Source organism: Mesorhizobium sp. 131-2-1, from assembly GCF_016756535.1.
Taxonomy (GTDB): Bacteria; Pseudomonadota; Alphaproteobacteria; order Rhizobiales; family Rhizobiaceae; genus Mesorhizobium.
This window is the reverse complement of record NZ_AP023247.1, coordinates 4,345,312-4,360,222: the sequence shown is the minus strand read 5'-3', so window position 1 is coordinate 4,360,222 and position 14,911 is coordinate 4,345,312. Positions and strand designations below refer to the sequence as shown.

General features: G+C 65.5%; 15 protein-coding genes. 8 read left to right on the top strand and 7 right to left on the bottom strand.

Annotated elements, in window-relative coordinates:
• Window positions 1-47: 47 nt before the first annotated feature.
• Both JG743_RS21070 and JG743_RS21065 read left to right on the top strand, forming a co-directional pair.
• Complete coding sequence (locus tag JG743_RS21070; RefSeq protein ID WP_446720869.1) at window positions 48-1,163, top strand: branched-chain amino acid ABC transporter substrate-binding protein; 1,116 nt, start codon at window positions 48-50, stop codon at window positions 1,161-1,163.
• 54 nt (window positions 1,164-1,217) lie between these two features.
• Window positions 1,218-2,117: a LysR substrate-binding domain-containing protein gene (locus JG743_RS21065; protein WP_244672846.1), complete on the top strand. Its 900-nt coding sequence runs from the start codon at window positions 1,218-1,220 to the stop codon at window positions 2,115-2,117.
• Here the strand turns inward: JG743_RS21065 and JG743_RS21060 are convergent.
• Window positions 2,020-2,673, bottom strand: coding sequence for a TetR/AcrR family transcriptional regulator (locus tag JG743_RS21060; protein WP_202292678.1), 654 nt, complete (start codon window positions 2,671-2,673; stop codon window positions 2,020-2,022). The genes JG743_RS21065 and JG743_RS21060 overlap by 98 nt on opposite strands.
• Before the next feature lie 83 nt (window positions 2,674-2,756).
• On the opposite strand from JG743_RS21060, the gene JG743_RS21055 reads away from it, so the two are divergent.
• Window positions 2,757-3,665 (top strand): crotonase/enoyl-CoA hydratase family protein, encoded by a 909-nt coding sequence (locus JG743_RS21055; RefSeq protein WP_202292677.1) that lies wholly within the window; start codon window positions 2,757-2,759, stop codon window positions 3,663-3,665.
• Here the strand turns inward: JG743_RS21055 and JG743_RS21050 are convergent.
• The 5 genes from JG743_RS21050 to JG743_RS21030 all read right to left on the bottom strand — a co-directional run bounded on the left by JG743_RS21050 (window position 3,611) and on the right by JG743_RS21030 (window position 7,825).
• Complete coding sequence (locus JG743_RS21050; protein WP_202292676.1) at window positions 3,611-3,919, bottom strand: cupredoxin domain-containing protein; 309 nt, start codon at window positions 3,917-3,919, stop codon at window positions 3,611-3,613. The genes JG743_RS21055 and JG743_RS21050 overlap by 55 nt on opposite strands.
• Window positions 3,916-4,440 carry a DUF4142 domain-containing protein gene (locus JG743_RS21045; protein ID WP_202292675.1) on the bottom strand — a complete coding sequence of 175 codons (525 nt, stop codon included), beginning with the start codon at window positions 4,438-4,440 and terminating at the stop codon, window positions 3,916-3,918. Before JG743_RS21045 ends, JG743_RS21050 begins: the two co-directional genes overlap by 4 nt.
• Window positions 4,441-4,571: 131 nt before the next feature.
• Entirely contained in the window at window positions 4,572-5,261 is a 690-nt protein-coding gene (locus JG743_RS21040) for an RNA polymerase sigma factor (protein ID WP_202292674.1), read from the bottom strand.
• 90 nt (window positions 5,262-5,351) lie between these two features.
• Window positions 5,352-6,431: an HPP family protein gene (locus JG743_RS21035; protein WP_202292673.1), complete on the bottom strand. Its 1,080-nt coding sequence runs from the start codon at window positions 6,429-6,431 to the stop codon at window positions 5,352-5,354.
• Between the two features lie 221 nt (window positions 6,432-6,652).
• Window positions 6,653-7,825, bottom strand: coding sequence for a cystathionine beta-lyase (locus tag JG743_RS21030; protein WP_202292672.1), 1,173 nt, complete (start codon window positions 7,823-7,825; stop codon window positions 6,653-6,655).
• A 684-nt stretch (window positions 7,826-8,509) separates the two neighbouring features.
• Between JG743_RS21030 and JG743_RS21025 the strand changes: the two genes are divergently transcribed.
• The 5 genes from JG743_RS21025 to JG743_RS21005 all read left to right on the top strand — a co-directional run bounded on the left by JG743_RS21025 (window position 8,510) and on the right by JG743_RS21005 (window position 13,595).
• Window positions 8,510-9,538: an amino acid ABC transporter substrate-binding protein gene (locus tag JG743_RS21025; protein ID WP_202292671.1), complete on the top strand. Its 1,029-nt coding sequence runs from the start codon at window positions 8,510-8,512 to the stop codon at window positions 9,536-9,538.
• A gap of 63 nt (window positions 9,539-9,601) precedes the next feature.
• Window positions 9,602-10,789, top strand: a complete 1,188-nt coding sequence (locus JG743_RS21020) for an amino acid ABC transporter permease (RefSeq protein ID WP_202292670.1) — start codon at window positions 9,602-9,604, stop codon at window positions 10,787-10,789.
• A gap of 4 nt (window positions 10,790-10,793) precedes the next feature.
• A complete protein-coding gene (locus tag JG743_RS21015) occupies window positions 10,794-11,951 on the top strand; it encodes an amino acid ABC transporter permease (protein ID WP_202292669.1) in 1,158 nt (385 codons plus the stop codon).
• Between the two features lie 73 nt (window positions 11,952-12,024).
• Window positions 12,025-12,828, top strand: coding sequence for an amino acid ABC transporter ATP-binding protein (locus tag JG743_RS21010; protein ID WP_274608495.1), 804 nt, complete (start codon window positions 12,025-12,027; stop codon window positions 12,826-12,828).
• Window positions 12,829-12,929: 101 nt separating this feature from the next.
• Window positions 12,930-13,595: a TIGR02117 family protein gene (locus tag JG743_RS21005; RefSeq protein ID WP_202292668.1), complete on the top strand. Its 666-nt coding sequence runs from the start codon at window positions 12,930-12,932 to the stop codon at window positions 13,593-13,595.
• Between the two features lie 73 nt (window positions 13,596-13,668).
• Here JG743_RS21005 and JG743_RS21000 read toward each other — a convergent pair whose 3' ends face one another.
• The gene (locus tag JG743_RS21000) at window positions 13,669-14,904 is read right to left on the bottom strand and encodes an FAD-dependent monooxygenase (protein WP_202292667.1); all 1,236 of its coding nucleotides are present in this window, start codon (window positions 14,902-14,904) and stop codon (window positions 13,669-13,671) included.
• Window positions 14,905-14,911: the final 7 nt, after the last annotated feature.

Here is a 14,911-nt window from a genome sequence, read left to right as displayed (position 1 = left end):
AAGGCGCGGGCGAGGAGCCCGCTTTCTCAAAAACAAAGGGGAATAAAATGCGCATGATTCTGCGAATGATGACTGCTGCCCTGATGACGGCCGCCGCCGCCGGTTCCGCCAGGGCGGATATCGTGCTCGGCGTCGCCGGTCCGATGTCGGGGCCGAACGCCGCTTACGGCGAACAGTATCGCGTCGGCGTCGAGACGGCGGTCGAGCGCATCAACGCCAGGGGCGGCGTGCTCGGCCAGAAACTCACCGTCTCGGTCGGCGACGATGTCTCCGACCCGAAGCAGGGTGTGTCGGTCGCCAACAAATTCGTCGCCGATGGCGTGCATTATGTCGTCGGCCACTACAATTCCGGCGTCACCATTCCGGCTTCCGATATCTATGCCGAGAACGGTGTGCTATTCGTGACGCCGACGGCCACCAACCCGATGGTCACCGAGCGCGGCCTGTGGGACGCCTTTCGCGCCTGCGGCCGCGACGACCAGCAAGGCACCATCGCCGCCAAATTCGTGCTCGAGCGTTTCAAGGGCAGGAAGGTGGCGATCATCGACGACAAGTCGACGGCGGGTAAGGGCCTCGCTGACGAGATGGCGCGCGCCTACAACGCCGGCGGCGGCAAGGAAGTGCTGCACGAGGAAATCAACCCCGGCGAGAAGGACTACAGCCCGCTCGTCGCCAAGATCAAGCAATCGGGCGCCGAGCTTGTCTATTATGGCGGCCAGCACACCGAGGCCGGGCTGATCGTGCGCCAGATGCACGACCAGGGCGTCACCACCATCCTGATGGGTGGCGACGGCATCTCCAACAGCGAGTTCGGCGCCATCGGCGGCGACGGTGCCGTAGGCACGCTGATGACGTCATTCCCCGATCCGGCGACCTTCGCCGAGGCCAGGGATGCGGTCGCCGACCTCAAGGCGAAGAACGTGCCGACCGAGGCCGTCACCCTCTATGCCTATGCCGCGACGCAGATCCTTGCCGAGGCCATCGACAAGGCGAAAGCCGACGACCCCAAGGCTGCGTCGGACTTTCTCCATTCGGGGGCAGGTATCCCGACCGTGCTCGGCACCATCTCCTATGACGCCAAGGGGGATATCAAGCAGCCGGGCTTCGTCGTATTTGAGTGGCGGAAGGTCGACGGCAAGCTGACCCCGGTGGCCCTCAAATAGAAGTTTTTTTCGCGCCGGCGGGGTAACGGCCGCCGGCGCTGTCTCGGGAAAGCCATGGCCGTCAATCCGCCGCGTCCGCGCATGCCGCCGCTCAACGCGCTCCGCGCCTTCGAGGCGGCGGCCCGCCACGAGAGCTTCGCCAAGGCGGCCGACGAGCTTGGCGTCACCCCGGCGGCGGTGTCGCACCAGGTCAAGGCGCTGGAGGCCTGGCTCGGCGCGCCGCTGTTCGTGCGCCATGCGCAAGGGCTGCATCTGACCGACGCCGGCCGCGCCGCTTTGCCGTCCTTCTCCACCGCCTTCGATGCCATGGGCCTGGCCGTGCAGGAGCTGCGCATCTCGGCGCCGCGGCCGCAGGTCAGCATCGCGGCATTGCCTTCGATCGCGCAGCTGTGGCTGGCGCCGCGCCTGCCGGCGCTGCGCGCTGCTTTGCCGGCGCTCCGCCCGTCGATCCACGCGCTGGAGGAGCCGCCGGATTTCCGCCGCGAGCCTTTTGATCTCGCCATCTTCCTGACCAGGCAGGCGCCGGCCGGCAGTCGCGCCTTCAAGCTCTGCGACGATTTCATCTACCCGGTCTGCGCGCCGGCGCTGGCACGGCAATTGAAGACACCGGCCGACCTCGCCGCGCAGCTTCTGTTGTGGGACACGACCTGGACCGGCGACTGGGCCCTGTGGTTCGAGGCGGCCGGCGTGAAAGGGCCGTCGATCGAGTCCGGTTCGGAATTCTCGCTCTACAGCATGGCGCTGCAGGCGGCGGTCGACGGCGCCGGCGTGCTGATGGGGCACGAGGCGCTGGTGTCGCGCGCGCTCGCCGCCGGTTCGCTTGTGGCGCCGTTCCCGCAGCGCGTGCCGACAGGCCTCAGCCTTTCGATCCTGGCGCCCGACCGATCACCCGCCCACGCCGCCGCGATGGTCGACTGGCTGCTGGGGGAGCCGCCGTCTGCATCCGCACCTTGACCAGCGTCGCTGCCGCGTGGCCGGCGGCGGTGATGTAATCGGGATTGTGGTGGATCAGCATGCTGGAGAAGGCGCCGTCCATCAGAAGCACGATCTCGCGCGCCAGCATGGTGGGCTCGCTGACGTTATGGCTTGAAAGCTCTCCGGCCAGCCATTTCTCGAAATTGGTCTTGTGGCGCGACCCGGATTTCACCGCCGGGTGCCCGGGCATCGCGGCGAGTTCGGCTGCGGTGCGCAGGTAGCCGCAGCCTCTCCACTTCGGGTGCTTCGCCACGCGCGCCAGATTGGTGAAGATCGCTGCGACCTTCCTGTCGACGCCGCCCTCGGCCGCTTCGAACCAGCCGGACATCTGCTTGATGTTGGGCTGGTCGCGGCCGTCGAGATAGGCGGCGATCAAATCGTCCTTGCTCCGGAAATGGTAGTAGAGCGTGCGTTTGGTGAGCCCTGCCTTTTCAGCCACCGCATCGACGCTGACGCGGCCGACGCCTTCGGCATAGAACAGTTTCGTCGCCGCATCGACGAGGCGTTTGCGGGTGGGGTTGGCGGGTTCGCGCATGCCGTCAAGTATACCGACTAGTGAATATACAGGCAATCCGAAAACTGATCCTTTCCGGCCATTCCATGCCTGAGAGGAAGAACATGACCGAGCCTGTGCTTTGCGAAACCCGCGACCGCGTTGCGGTGCTGACCCTCAATCGCCCCGAGAAACTCAATGCTTTGAACTACGCGCTGATCGACCGCCTGCTCGAGATCCTCGACGCGGTCGAGACCGACGATTCGGTCCGTGCCGTCATCCTCACCGGGGCCGGCGAGCGGGCCTTCTCGGCCGGCGGCGACATCCACGAATTTTCGGCCAGCGTCGCCGCGGGCGCGGATGTGGCGCTGCGCGACTTCGTCATGCGTGGCCAGCGGCTGACGGCGCGGCTGGAAGCCTTCCGCAAGCCGGTCATCGCCGCCGTCAATGGTATTGCCTTCGGCGGCGGCTGCGAGATCACCGAGGCCGTGCCGCTGGCGATTGCCAGCGACCGCGCTTTGTTCGCCAAGCCCGAGATCAACCTCGCCATGCCGCCGACCTTCGGCGGCACGCAGCGCCTGCCGAGGCTGGCCGGCCGCAAGCGGGCGCTGGAGCTGCTTTTGACGGGAGAGGCCTTTTCGGCGGAGCGTGCTGCGGAGCTCGGCCTCGTCAACGGGATCGTGCCGCATGCCGAGCTGATGCCGGCGGCACACGATCTCGCGCGGCGCATCATCAGCCATTCGCAGGCGGCGGTGGCCAGCGTCCTCACCGCGGTGGCGCGCGGCATCAACCTTGGCATCGCCGAGGGCCTGCTGGTCGAGGCCGAGCAGTTCGCCCGGATCGCCCCGACCGCAGACCTGCGCGAAGGCCTTGACGCCTGGATCGAGCGCCGCAAACCCGTCTATGACGGCTCATGGACACACATCACCCGGCCGAGCGAGGCAAGGCGCGCCTCGCTTGCGCTCGACCAGGCGGCGGATCAGGGCGAAACGTCGAGACGGCCCTTCATGTTGGGATGGAAGCGGCAGAAATAGTCGACCGTGCCGGCTTCCTCGAGGGTCATCCTTCCCGTCGACTTCGGCGGGATCATCACCTCCCAGCCGCCTTTCACAGTGGCTGTGTGGGCGAACGCATCCTTGTTCACCCATTCGATCGTGTCACCGACCTTCGCCTCGATGCGTGCCGGCGAGAAGACCAGCCTGTCGATGGTCACCGTGATCGTGGCGGCCGGCGCCGGGCTGGCGGCGAACGCCAGCGCCAGCGCGCCGATGAGCGGCAGCGCCCTCATTTCAGCATGCCGGCGACATGTTCGGCATGCTGCTCATGCCCCTGGAAGATCTTCAGCCCGGTCTCCAGCAGGCCCTTCAGCTCGGCATTGCTGGCTGACGGAATGAGCAGAGTTTCCAGCGCGCCATTGACCTGCTTGTGATAGGCGACTTCGTTCTCGACATAGGCCTTGTCGAAGGCCGCGCCGTCGAGCTTGGCGAGCTTGGCGCGCTCCTCCTCCGCCGCCTTGGTAAGCGCTTGGCTGGTCGGATTGTCCTCCGGCGTGACGTTCAGTTTCTTGACCAGATCGAGCGCCTGGACGTTCACCGCCTCATGGTCGCGCACCATGTCGTTGGCGAAATCGACGACCTCCTTGGTCTTCGACTTCTCGATCGCCAGCTTCGCCGCCTCGACGTCGATCACGCCGGCCGTGTAGGCGATGTGGGCGATCTGCGGATCGGTCGGCTTGTCGGCGGCCTCAGCCAGCGGCGCGGCGCCGAGCATGAGCAGGGCGGCAAGGGCAACGGTCGGTCGGGAAAGCATGGCATCTCCTTCGCCCGGCGGCGCCGGGCTCTCGTTTTCAGTTGACGCTCATTGGATGCGGGGAGGGGCGAAACGTTCCCGGAAAAGGGATGGCGGTGCAGAAAGCGGCCGCTGGCCAATAGCGAGGCGCGCTAGCCCTCAAAACCGAGGCGCTTCATCACCGCTTCGGTCAACCTGTCGCAGCGCCGGCCAGCGAAGGGGAAGGCGTCGAGCAGCACCGGGCCGATCTCGTCGTCCAGCGCCTTGCGCACCAGCGCACGCGCCCGGTGCAGCCTTGTCTTGACCGTTTCTGGCCTGAGGCCGAGCAGGTCGGCGGTCTCCTCCATGCTGAAGCCCTCAATGACGCGGGCCACGAACACGGTGCGGTAGACGTCGGGCAGGCTATCGGTCGCCCGTTCGACAAGTGCGAGGATCTGCCGCTGCGCCATCGTCCGCTCCGGATCGTCGCTGGGATTCAGGGGGAAGCGGATGATCTGCGCTTCCGGGTTGTCGGGCATCGCCACCATGCGTCGCCGCTTGCGCAGCCGGCCGATCGCCTCGTTGATGACGATGCGCGAAAGCCAGGTGGAGAGCGAGGATCCGCCGCGAAAGGTAGAAAGATTGGCGAAGGCGCGGAGATACGCCTCCTGGACGATGTCCTCGGCCTCGGCGTCGTTGCGCACCACGCCGCGCGCGATGCGGTAGAGTCGCTGGTTGTTAGCCTTGATGATGGTGCGGCAGGCTTCGGCCTCGCGTGCCAGCGCCCGGCGCACCAGCGTCATGTCGCCCGACAGGCTTTCCGCCCCTGCCGGCGCCGCGACGGGTGTTGCGAGCTTGTGCATCTCGAGCCGATCTCCTGAACAGACACTCGCGACGTTGGACGCGCCGGCCTGAAAAAGGTTCCCGGATTTCGGCAGTCCGGCGAAACTATTTTAGGCAGCCGCCAAGCCCTTGTCCGGTGTCTGCACACGCGCTGCCGCCGCCAAGAGGTCGGTCTGCGTGATCAGGCCGAGGATGCGCCGCTCGGCATCGACGATCACCACCGCATGGCTGCGCCCGTCGGTCAGCACCGGCAGCAGGCTCATCGCCGGCGTGTCGGCGGAAGCAGTACCTACGTTGGACATCACGCCCTTCACAGTGTCGGTCGCCTTCGTCAGCTCGCGCAGACCGACCGCGCCGGAGAGCCTGGCCTCGGCGTCGACCACCGGCAAGGTGCGGATATTGTGGTCGAGCAGCTGCTGGCGCGCCGCGTCGGCCGGCGCATCCTCTGGCACCGAAACCACGTCGCGCGACATGATGTCCTCGCAAAGCAGCGTCCGGTGCGAGCGCACCATCGCCTGCAACTCGACCTGCCTGAGCAGCCGCTCGAGGTCGTCGCGGTCGATGTCGAAGGTCTCATCGAGCGTGGCGAGCGCCGCGTCGACGTCCTCCGGCCGGAAGCCGACGCGCTGCCGTGGCGGCGGATCGGCGGTGCCGTGGCTGTTGGCGGCGGGAGCGGCGACATGCGGATAGTTGCGCCGCGCCAGCCGGTGGAACAGGAAGCCGAGTGTGACCAGAATGGTCGAGTTCAGTGCCACCGGCACGAAGGGGAACAAAAACCCGGCGCTGACCACTGCCGGCCCGCCGAGCACGGCGGTGAGGGCGGCCGCGCCGCCCGGCGGATGCAGGCAGCGCGTGAAAGACATCGCCGCTATCGCCAGCGCCACCGCAAGGCCGGAGGCGATGACGGGGTCGCGCACGAAATGCGCCACCGTCACGCCGACCAGCGCCGAAATCGAATTGCCGCCGATGATCGACCAGGGCTGCGCCAGCGGGCTGGACGGCACGGCGAACAAGAGCACGGCCGACGCGCCCATCGGCGCCACCAGCAGCGCGACATGCGGGCCGCCGCCCATCGCCAGCCCGCTGATCACGCCGGTCAGCGCGATGCCGATCGTGGCGCCGATGCAGGCAAGCAGCCGCTCGCGCAGCGTCGCGCCGGCAAGGATGGGGACAAAGAGGCGAAACGCCATGGCAAGCCCTGGAACGAATGGCGAGGAATTCGCATCGCACGCAATGGCGCCGAACTCCCGTATTTTGAAGCCAAACAAATCCGGAAATCTGCGGCCGGGAAGAATAATATTGCGTGGCGCGGCCGGGACGGACCGCCACGAGCGGCCCCGGCTTTGTCAATCGCGCCAAGGCCTTGCGGCCGTTCGCGGAATCGATCCCGCAGGCCGGGCCCGTCCGCGGATCAGGCGGCGGCGGCCGCCGCAGCCAGCCCCCGCAATATGTCCGCCTTGAGATCGTCGACGTCCTCAAGGCCGACCTGCAGGCGGATCAGCGGCCCCGCATAGGAGCCCTTGGCTATGGTGCGGTCGCCAAGGAAGACCGGCACGGCGAGGCTCTCATAGCCGCCCCAGGAATAGCCGAGGCCGAAGATCTTCAGCGCGTCGAGGAAGGCGTGCTGCGCTTTCTGTCCGCCGCCCTTGAGCACGATCGAGAAGATGCCGCTCGAGCCGCAGAAATCGCGCTTCCACAGGTGATGGTCAGGATGGCTCTCCAGCGCAGGATGCAGCACCTGCGCCACGCCCGGCTGATCCTCCAGCCAGCGCGCTAGCGCAAGCGCGCTCTTCTGGTGGTGCTCGAGCCTCACCCCCATCGTGCGCAGGCCGCGCAGCACCTGGTAGATGTCGTCGGGCCCGGAACAGCAGCCCAGCGTGCAAAAACCTTCGTAGAGCTGTTTCCAGTAGGTCTCGTTGGCCGAGACGGTGCCAAGCAGCACGTCCGAATGGCCGGCCGGGTATTTCGTCGCCGCATGGATCGAGATGTCGACGCCGTGGTCGAGCGGCTTGAAATAGATCGGCGTCGCCCAGGTGTTGTCCATCATGACCATGGCGCCGGCTTGATGCGCCGCCTTGACGATCGCCGGTATGTCCTGCACCTCATAGGTGTTCGACCCCGGCGACTCCGTGAACACCACTTTGGTGTTGGGCTTGATCAGCGTGGCGATGCCGGCGCCGATATGCGGATCGTAATACTCCACCTCTACGCCCAGCCGCTTCAGCATCGTGTCGGCAAAATGGCGTGTCGGGTGGTAGATGCTGTCGACGATCAGGAGATGGTCGCCGGACGCAAGGAAGGTAAGCAACGGCACCGTCACCGCGGCAAGGCCCGAGGGCACGGCGATCGTGCCGGCCGAGCCCTCCAATGCGTCGACCGCAAGCGTCAGCGCGTCCATGGTGGGAGTGCCGCGCGTGCCGTAGGTGTATTTCTGGCTGCGCGCCGCCATCGACGCCGCATCGGGATAAAGCACCGTCGAGGCATGCACGACTGGCGGATTGACGAAGCCGAAATAGTCGCGCGGATTATTGCCGGAATGGGCAAGCCGTGTGTTGATGCCCAGTTCGCTGCTGTCTTTTGCCATGTCTCTCGCCTGTGGTGGGGGTGCCGCCAGCCATAATGCGGCGGCCCTGGCCACGCAACCGCCCGGCGTCCGCCAGTCGGCAGTGTTTCGATGTGCCAAATCCGCGCCGGGCGGACGGACATGGAGCCCGGCCTTTGCGTTGAGACAATCGGACTTTGATCCGACTATCAGGCCTATCGGGAAAGCGCGATTGCGCGTATCTCGGGCGCCCCGATGGCGGCCGTCGGCGTCTGGCTGCTTGCCGGCGTGCGGTGATTGTTCGCGGGCTGATCATCATGCATGTCAATCTGTATTGATGAATGCAGTCGGCCGTCCGGTTCGGCAGGGCGCGGTTGCCGGCGAGGTTTTCCCCAATGAAACGTCAGCCTGGTCTTTGCCGATGTTGGGCGCCTGCGGGATGGCCGGACTTTGCCGACTTTGTTTGCCGCCGTGGCTAATTTGCGGGCGCGTTTGTCTGCAATTCGGGCATTTCCGGCAATCGGTTTTCAAACGCGTTGGAATTCGGTCATTTCCCTTGACCTCACTGGAATAATCGCCTTCGATGCAGTTCGTGAATGGGAGGCAGCGCGTCGGTTACGATGCGGGGTCCGGGAGTGGCCGGAAGGGAGCTGCGTTCACGCGGGAAAAAGATCAGGGTCACCTGAGAACAGGGTTACCTGTAAAACAGAAAAGGGTCTGTGGGTCATGAAACACATTGCATTCGGCATTCTTGGCGCCGCCGCGCTTGGGTTTACAGCATCGGCGGCTTCGGCCGGCACGCTCGACACCGTCAAGCAGAAGGGCTTCATCCAGTGCGGCGTCTCGACCGGTCTGGCCGGCTTCTCGGCGCCGGACGACAAGGGTGACTGGCAGGGCATCGACGCCGATTTCTGCCGCGCCGTCGCGGCCGCCGTCTTCGGTGACGGCTCCAAGGTCAAGTTCACACCGCTCAGCGCCAAGGAACGCTTCACCGCGCTGCAGTCGGGCGAGGTCGACATCCTGTCGCGCAACACCACCTGGACGATCAACCGCGACACCGCGCTCGGCCTGAACTTCGTCGGCACCACCTACTATGACGGCCAGGGCTTCATGATCAACGCCAAGAAGCTGCCCGGCGTGAACTCGGCGCTTCAGCTTTCGGGCGCCGCCGTCTGCGTGCAGAGCGGCACCACGACCGAGCTCAACCTTGCCGACTACTTCAAGTCGAACAAGATGGAGTACAACCCCGTCGTGTTCGAGAAGCTGGAAGAGGTCAACGCCGCCTATGATGCCGGCCGCTGCGACGTCTACACCACCGACCAGTCGGGCCTCTACGGCATCCGCCTGACGCTCGGCTCGCCGGCCGACCACGTCGTGCTGCCCGAGATCATCTCCAAGGAGCCGCTCGGCCCGGCCGTGCGCCAGGGCGATGACCAGTGGTACCACATCGTCAAGTGGACCTATTTCGCGCTGCTCGACGCCGAGGAACTCGGCATCACCAAGGCCAATGTCGAAGAGATGAAGGCCTCGGACAACCCCGAGATCAAGCGCGTGCTCGGCCAGGAGGCGGACACCAAGATCGGCACCGATCTCGGCGTCTCCAACGACTGGGTCGTCAACATCGTCAAGGCGGTCGGCAATTACGGCGAAGTGTTCGAGAAGAATGTCGGCTCGGGCAGCCCGCTCAAGATCGCGCGCGGCATCAACGCGCTCTGGACCAAGGGCGGTCTGCAATACGCTCCGCCGATCCGCTGATCGAAATGTGATCCGGGAGGCAGGTTGTCTACCTCCCGGTTTCTCTTTCCAGGGGACGGTCGCATGGCATCGCAGGAAATCCTTCGCGAGGAGCCGAGCAGGGCTTCCTTCATCAATGACCCCAAGGTACGCAGCCTCTTCTTCCAGACGCTGGTGATCGTCATTCTGTTCGGCTCGGTCTGGTGGATCGTGCAGAACGTCATCGACAATCTGGCACGTCTGCATATCGCCTCCGGCTTCGGCTTCCTTAAGGGACGCGCCGGCTTCGACATCTCGGACACGCCGATCGCCTATACGTCGGATTCGACCTATGGCCGCGCCATCCTTGTCGGCCTCGTCAACACGATCATCGTCGCTGTCGCCGGCATCATCACCGCGACCATCATCGGCTTCGTTGTCGGCATCGGCCGTATGTCGCACAACTGGCTGATCCAGAAGATCTGCACCGTCTATGTCGAGATCTTCCGCAACATCCCGCCGCTGCTGGTCATCTTCTTCTGGTATTCCGGCGTGCTGGCCGTGCTGCCGGCGCCGCGCGAGAGCTATCATCTGCCCTTCGGCTCCTTCCTCAACCAGCGCGGCTTCTATTTCCCGCGCGCCGTCTGGGGAGACGGCTCCTGGCTGATCCTGGTGGCGTTCATCCTGGGGCTTGCCATGGCGTGGTTCGTCGCCCGCACGGCGCGCCAGCGCCAGATGGCGACCGGCCAGCAGTTCCCGGTGCTCTGGACTTCCGTTGCGCTGATCGTCGGTCTGCCGCTGCTTGCCTTCCTGCTGAGCGGGATGCCGCTCGCCTTTGATATGCCGAAGCAATCGACCTTCAACCTGACCGGCGGCTTCCAGGTCAAGCCGGAGTTCCTGTCGCTCTATCTGGCGCTGTCCTGCTATACGGCGGCCTTCATCGCCGAGATCGTGCGCGCCGGCATCAGGGGCGTCAGCAAGGGGCAGACCGAGGCCTCTGCCGCCCTGGGCTTGCGGTCCGGGCCTATCCTGAGGCTGGTCGTGGTGCCGCAGGCGATGCGCATCGTCATCCCGCCGCTGACCAGCCAGTATCTCAACCTGACCAAGAACTCCTCGTTGGCCATCGCCATCGGCTATCCGGACCTGACGGCGACCGCCGGCACGGTGCTCAACCAGACCGGTCAGGCGGTCGAGGGCGTGCTGATCATGATGATCGCCTATCTGGTGCTGAGCCTGGTGACCTCCGCGGTCATGAACGTGGTCAATGCCAGAATGGCGCTGGTGGAGAGATAGGGCCATGCAGGAACACGACATGTCCTGGGTGCGCACCGAGATGGCTCTTGCCCAGCCGGCGCCGCCAAGCGAACGCGGGCTCTATGCCTGGGTGCGCAAGAACCTGGTCGGCTCGGTCGGCGACACCATCCTGACCGTCCTTGGCATCCTCATCGTCGCCTGGGTGCTGCCGCAGGTCATCAACTGGGCGTTCCTCAACGCCCAATGGACGGGGCCTGACCGTACGGTCTGCGCCACCGTGGCCCAGGGCGGCATCCAGCCGGACGGCTGGAGCGGTGCCTGCTGGGCCTTCGTCAACGCCAAGTTCGGACAGTTCATGTTCGGCACCTATCCGGTCGACCAGCGCTGGAGGCCGATCCTGGTCGCCATCCTGTTCGTGGCGCTTTTGGTGCCGATGCTGATGCCCCGCATGCCGCGCAAGGGGCTGAACGCCATTCTGCTCTTCCTGGTGCTGCCGATCGTTTCGTTCTTCCTGCTGATCGGCGGTGTGTTCGGGCTGGCGCATGTCGAGACCTCGCAATGGGGCGGGCTGCTGGTGACGCTCAGCCTGTCCTTCGTCGGCATTGCCGTCTCGCTGCCGCTCGGCACCGTGCTGGCGCTCGGCCGGCGCTCAAAGATGCCGATCGTCAAGATGCTGTGCGTCATCTTCATCGAAGCTGTGCGCGGCATCCCGCTGATCACCGTGCTGTTCTTCGTCAGCGTCATGCTGCCGCTGTTCTTGCCGGCAGGCGTGACGTTCGACAAGTTCCTCAGGGCACTGATCGGCGTGTCGCTGTTTGCCGCCGCCTATATGGCGGAGGTGGTGCGCGGCGGCCTGCAGGCGATCCCGAAGGGCCAGTATGAGGGCGCCGATTCGCTCGGCCTCGGCTACTGGCAGAAGATGGGGCTGATCGTGCTGCCGCAGGCGCTGAAGCTGGTCATTCCCGGCATCGTCAACACCTTCATCGGCATGTTCAAGGACACCAGCCTGGTCCTCATCATCTCGATGTTCGACCTGCTCGGCATCGTCAAGCAGAACTTCTCCGACGCCAATTGGGCGACGGCGCAGACAGCCAAGTCCGGCCTGGTGTTCGCCGCCTTCGTGTTCTGGCTGTTCTGTTTCGGCATGTCGCGCTATTCAATGTACACGGAGCGCCGGCTCGACACCGGCCACAAACGCTGATGCATGTCGCCCAAAAGTGTAGCGGTTTTGGGGTAACGACATGCATCAAATACAACGACAAGGGGAATTGACCATGGCCACCGAAAACGCCGTCAGCGCCGACGAGATCAAGGTTGACGCCAAGAAGATGCACATCTCGACCACCGATGTCGCCATCGACATCGTCGGCATGCACAAATGGTACGGCGAGTTCCATGTGCTGAAGGACATCAATCTGAAGGTGATGCGCGGCGAGCGCATCGTCATCTGCGGCCCGTCCGGTTCCGGCAAGTCGACCATGATCCGCTGCATCAACAGGCTCGAGGAGCACCAGAAGGGCAAGATCATCGTCGACGGCAAGGAACTGACCAACGATCTGAAGAAGATCGACGAGGTGCGCCGCGAGGTCGGCATGGTGTTCCAGCACTTCAACCTGTTCCCGCATCTGACCATTTTGGAGAACTGCACGCTGGCGCCGATCTGGGTGCGCAAGACGCCGAAGAAGCAGGCGGAGGAAATCGCCATGCATTTCCTCAAGCGGGTGAAAATTCCGGAACAGGCCAACAAATATCCGGGCCAGTTGTCGGGCGGCCAGCAGCAGCGCGTGGCGATCGCCCGTTCGCTGTGCATGAACCCGCGCATCATGCTGTTCGACGAGCCGACCTCGGCGCTCGACCCGGAAATGATCAAGGAAGTGCTGGAGACGATGGTGGGTCTGGCCGAGGAAGGCATGACGATGCTGTGCGTCACCCACGAGATGGGCTTTGCCCGCAAGGTCGCCAACCGGGTGATCTTCATGGACCAGGGCCAGATCGTCGAGCAGAACACGCCGGCTGAGTTCTTCGACCATCCGCGCCATGAGCGGACAAAACTGTTCCTGTCGCAGATCCTGCACTGAGCGGTTCCACTCCGAACAAAAAGCCCGGCCGTAATGCGGCCGGGCTTTTTTCTTATGGATCCGCTGATGCGATTGGCGGCAGAGCAGCGGGGGCGTCATCGATGAGAAAATTCCGGCGGTTCCTTTCCATGCTGGTTGCCGTGATCGTGCTCGCGGCGACCTTCGGCACGCTGGTGCCGCGGCCGCTTTGGCCGGCGGCGGCCGCGGGCGAGGGCACGCGGCACATTCTGGTGCTGAGGAACCCGATCCACACCGACATCGCCATTCCGGTCGACGACGAGGTGCGCCGGCGCTTCCATTTCCTCGCCGATGCCGGCCTGCCTTCCGACGCGCCGGCGGTGCGCTACATCGTCTTCGGCTGGGGCGGCCGTGCCTTCTACCTGGAGACGCCGACATGGTCGCAGGTGAAGGCGGTGCCGGTGTTGAAGGCGCTGACCCTCGATGCTTCGGTGATGCATGTCGATGTCGCCGGCGCGATCGCGGAGCCGCATCCAGACGTCGCCGGTTTCGATGTCGACGAGGCGCGTTTTGCAGCACTGCTCGACTATATCGCGGCGAGTTTTCAACAAGGGCCAGACGGGCCGATGGTGATTGAAGACGCCGGCTACTCGACCTACGACCGCTTCTACGAGGCCAACGGCCATTTCAACGCACTGGTCGGTTGCAACACCTGGACGGCGGCGGGCCTGCGCACCGCCGGCCTGCGCACCGGCTGGTGGAACCCGCTGCCGGCGTCGCTTGGATGGTCGATGCAACTGTATGACTAGTCGTTGTTCCGGCTGATCAGGGCGAACGCCTTATTCCTTCGCGCCCCTCCGGGCGTTTCTCCGAGGTCGAAACCTACCGGCGCACAGCCTTCCGCTGCTCCCACCCGTACAGCCAGTCCAGATCCGCGGCGAGCTTGTCCGCCGGCCGTGTCGCCAGCACCAGGTTGCGCGCGACCGCCACCGGTCCCCGGGCGTGCCAGGCAAGGCGGTTGAGCGCGCCGCGCCGGATGACCTTTTCGATGCGCGGCCGCCTCAGCTTCTCCCAAGTGGCAAGACCCTGTCGCAAGTCGGCAGGGAAGTCGGCGATCAGGCCGGCAAGCATGGCGGCGTCTTCTATGCCCATGGCAGCACCCTGCGCCGCGAACGGCGTCATTGCATGCGCCGCATCGCCGATCAGCGCGATCCCGTCTGGCATCGTCCAGCGCTGTTGCTCGACCGTGTGGATCGGAAACGCCGTCCACGGACCGGCCAGCGCGACAAGCCTTGCCAGCGCCGGCGCCGTGCCGCGCATGGCGCCCGAGAGGATCGCCGGGTCGGCATGGCCGGACCAGCCTTCCGCGATGCGCTCGCCCCTGGTGAAGGCGGCGAGGTTGACGGCGCTACCCTGGCTTACCGGATAGGCCACCAGGTGGAAACCGGGATGGAGGAAGGTGGTGACGCAATCCGCGGCACCGATCGCGGCAAAAGCCTCTCCGGCGGCACTCTCCGCCGCGACGGTGGCGCGCCAGGCGAGCTCGCCCGAGAAACGGCTTTTGCCGAAGCTCGGCTCCTTACCGGCGAGCTTTTCGCGAACCGACGACCAGACGCCGTCGGCGCCGACCAGCAATTGGCCTCTGGCCTCGATCGTGCGGCCGTCGGCTTCAGCCGTCACGGCAATGTCCTGCGGTCCGGTGGCGACACCGGTCACCCGCGCGCCGGTGACGAGTTCGACATCCGGGCGTTCCGCCACCTGAGCCGTCAGCGCCGCCTGCACGTCGGCGCGATGGGCGGCGAGATAGGGTGCTCCCCAGCGGCTCTCGGCGGCTCGTCCGAGCGGCACACGCGCCAGTTCCCTCAGCGCGGCGGCATCCTTGAGCACCACCGCCTCAGGCCGCACCGCATGCGGCAGGAGCCGCTCCAGCACGCCGAGTTGCCCGAGGATTCGCGTCGCATTGGGGGAAAGCTGGATGCCGGCACCGGCGGCCTCGAGTTGCCTGGCCTGTTCGAACACCGTTACGGGATGGCCGCGCTCGGCGAAGGCAAGCGCCGCCGTCAGCCCCGCTATGCCGGCCCCGGCGATGACGACCTGCCGGGACCGCGTCTCGCTCATCGTCGGA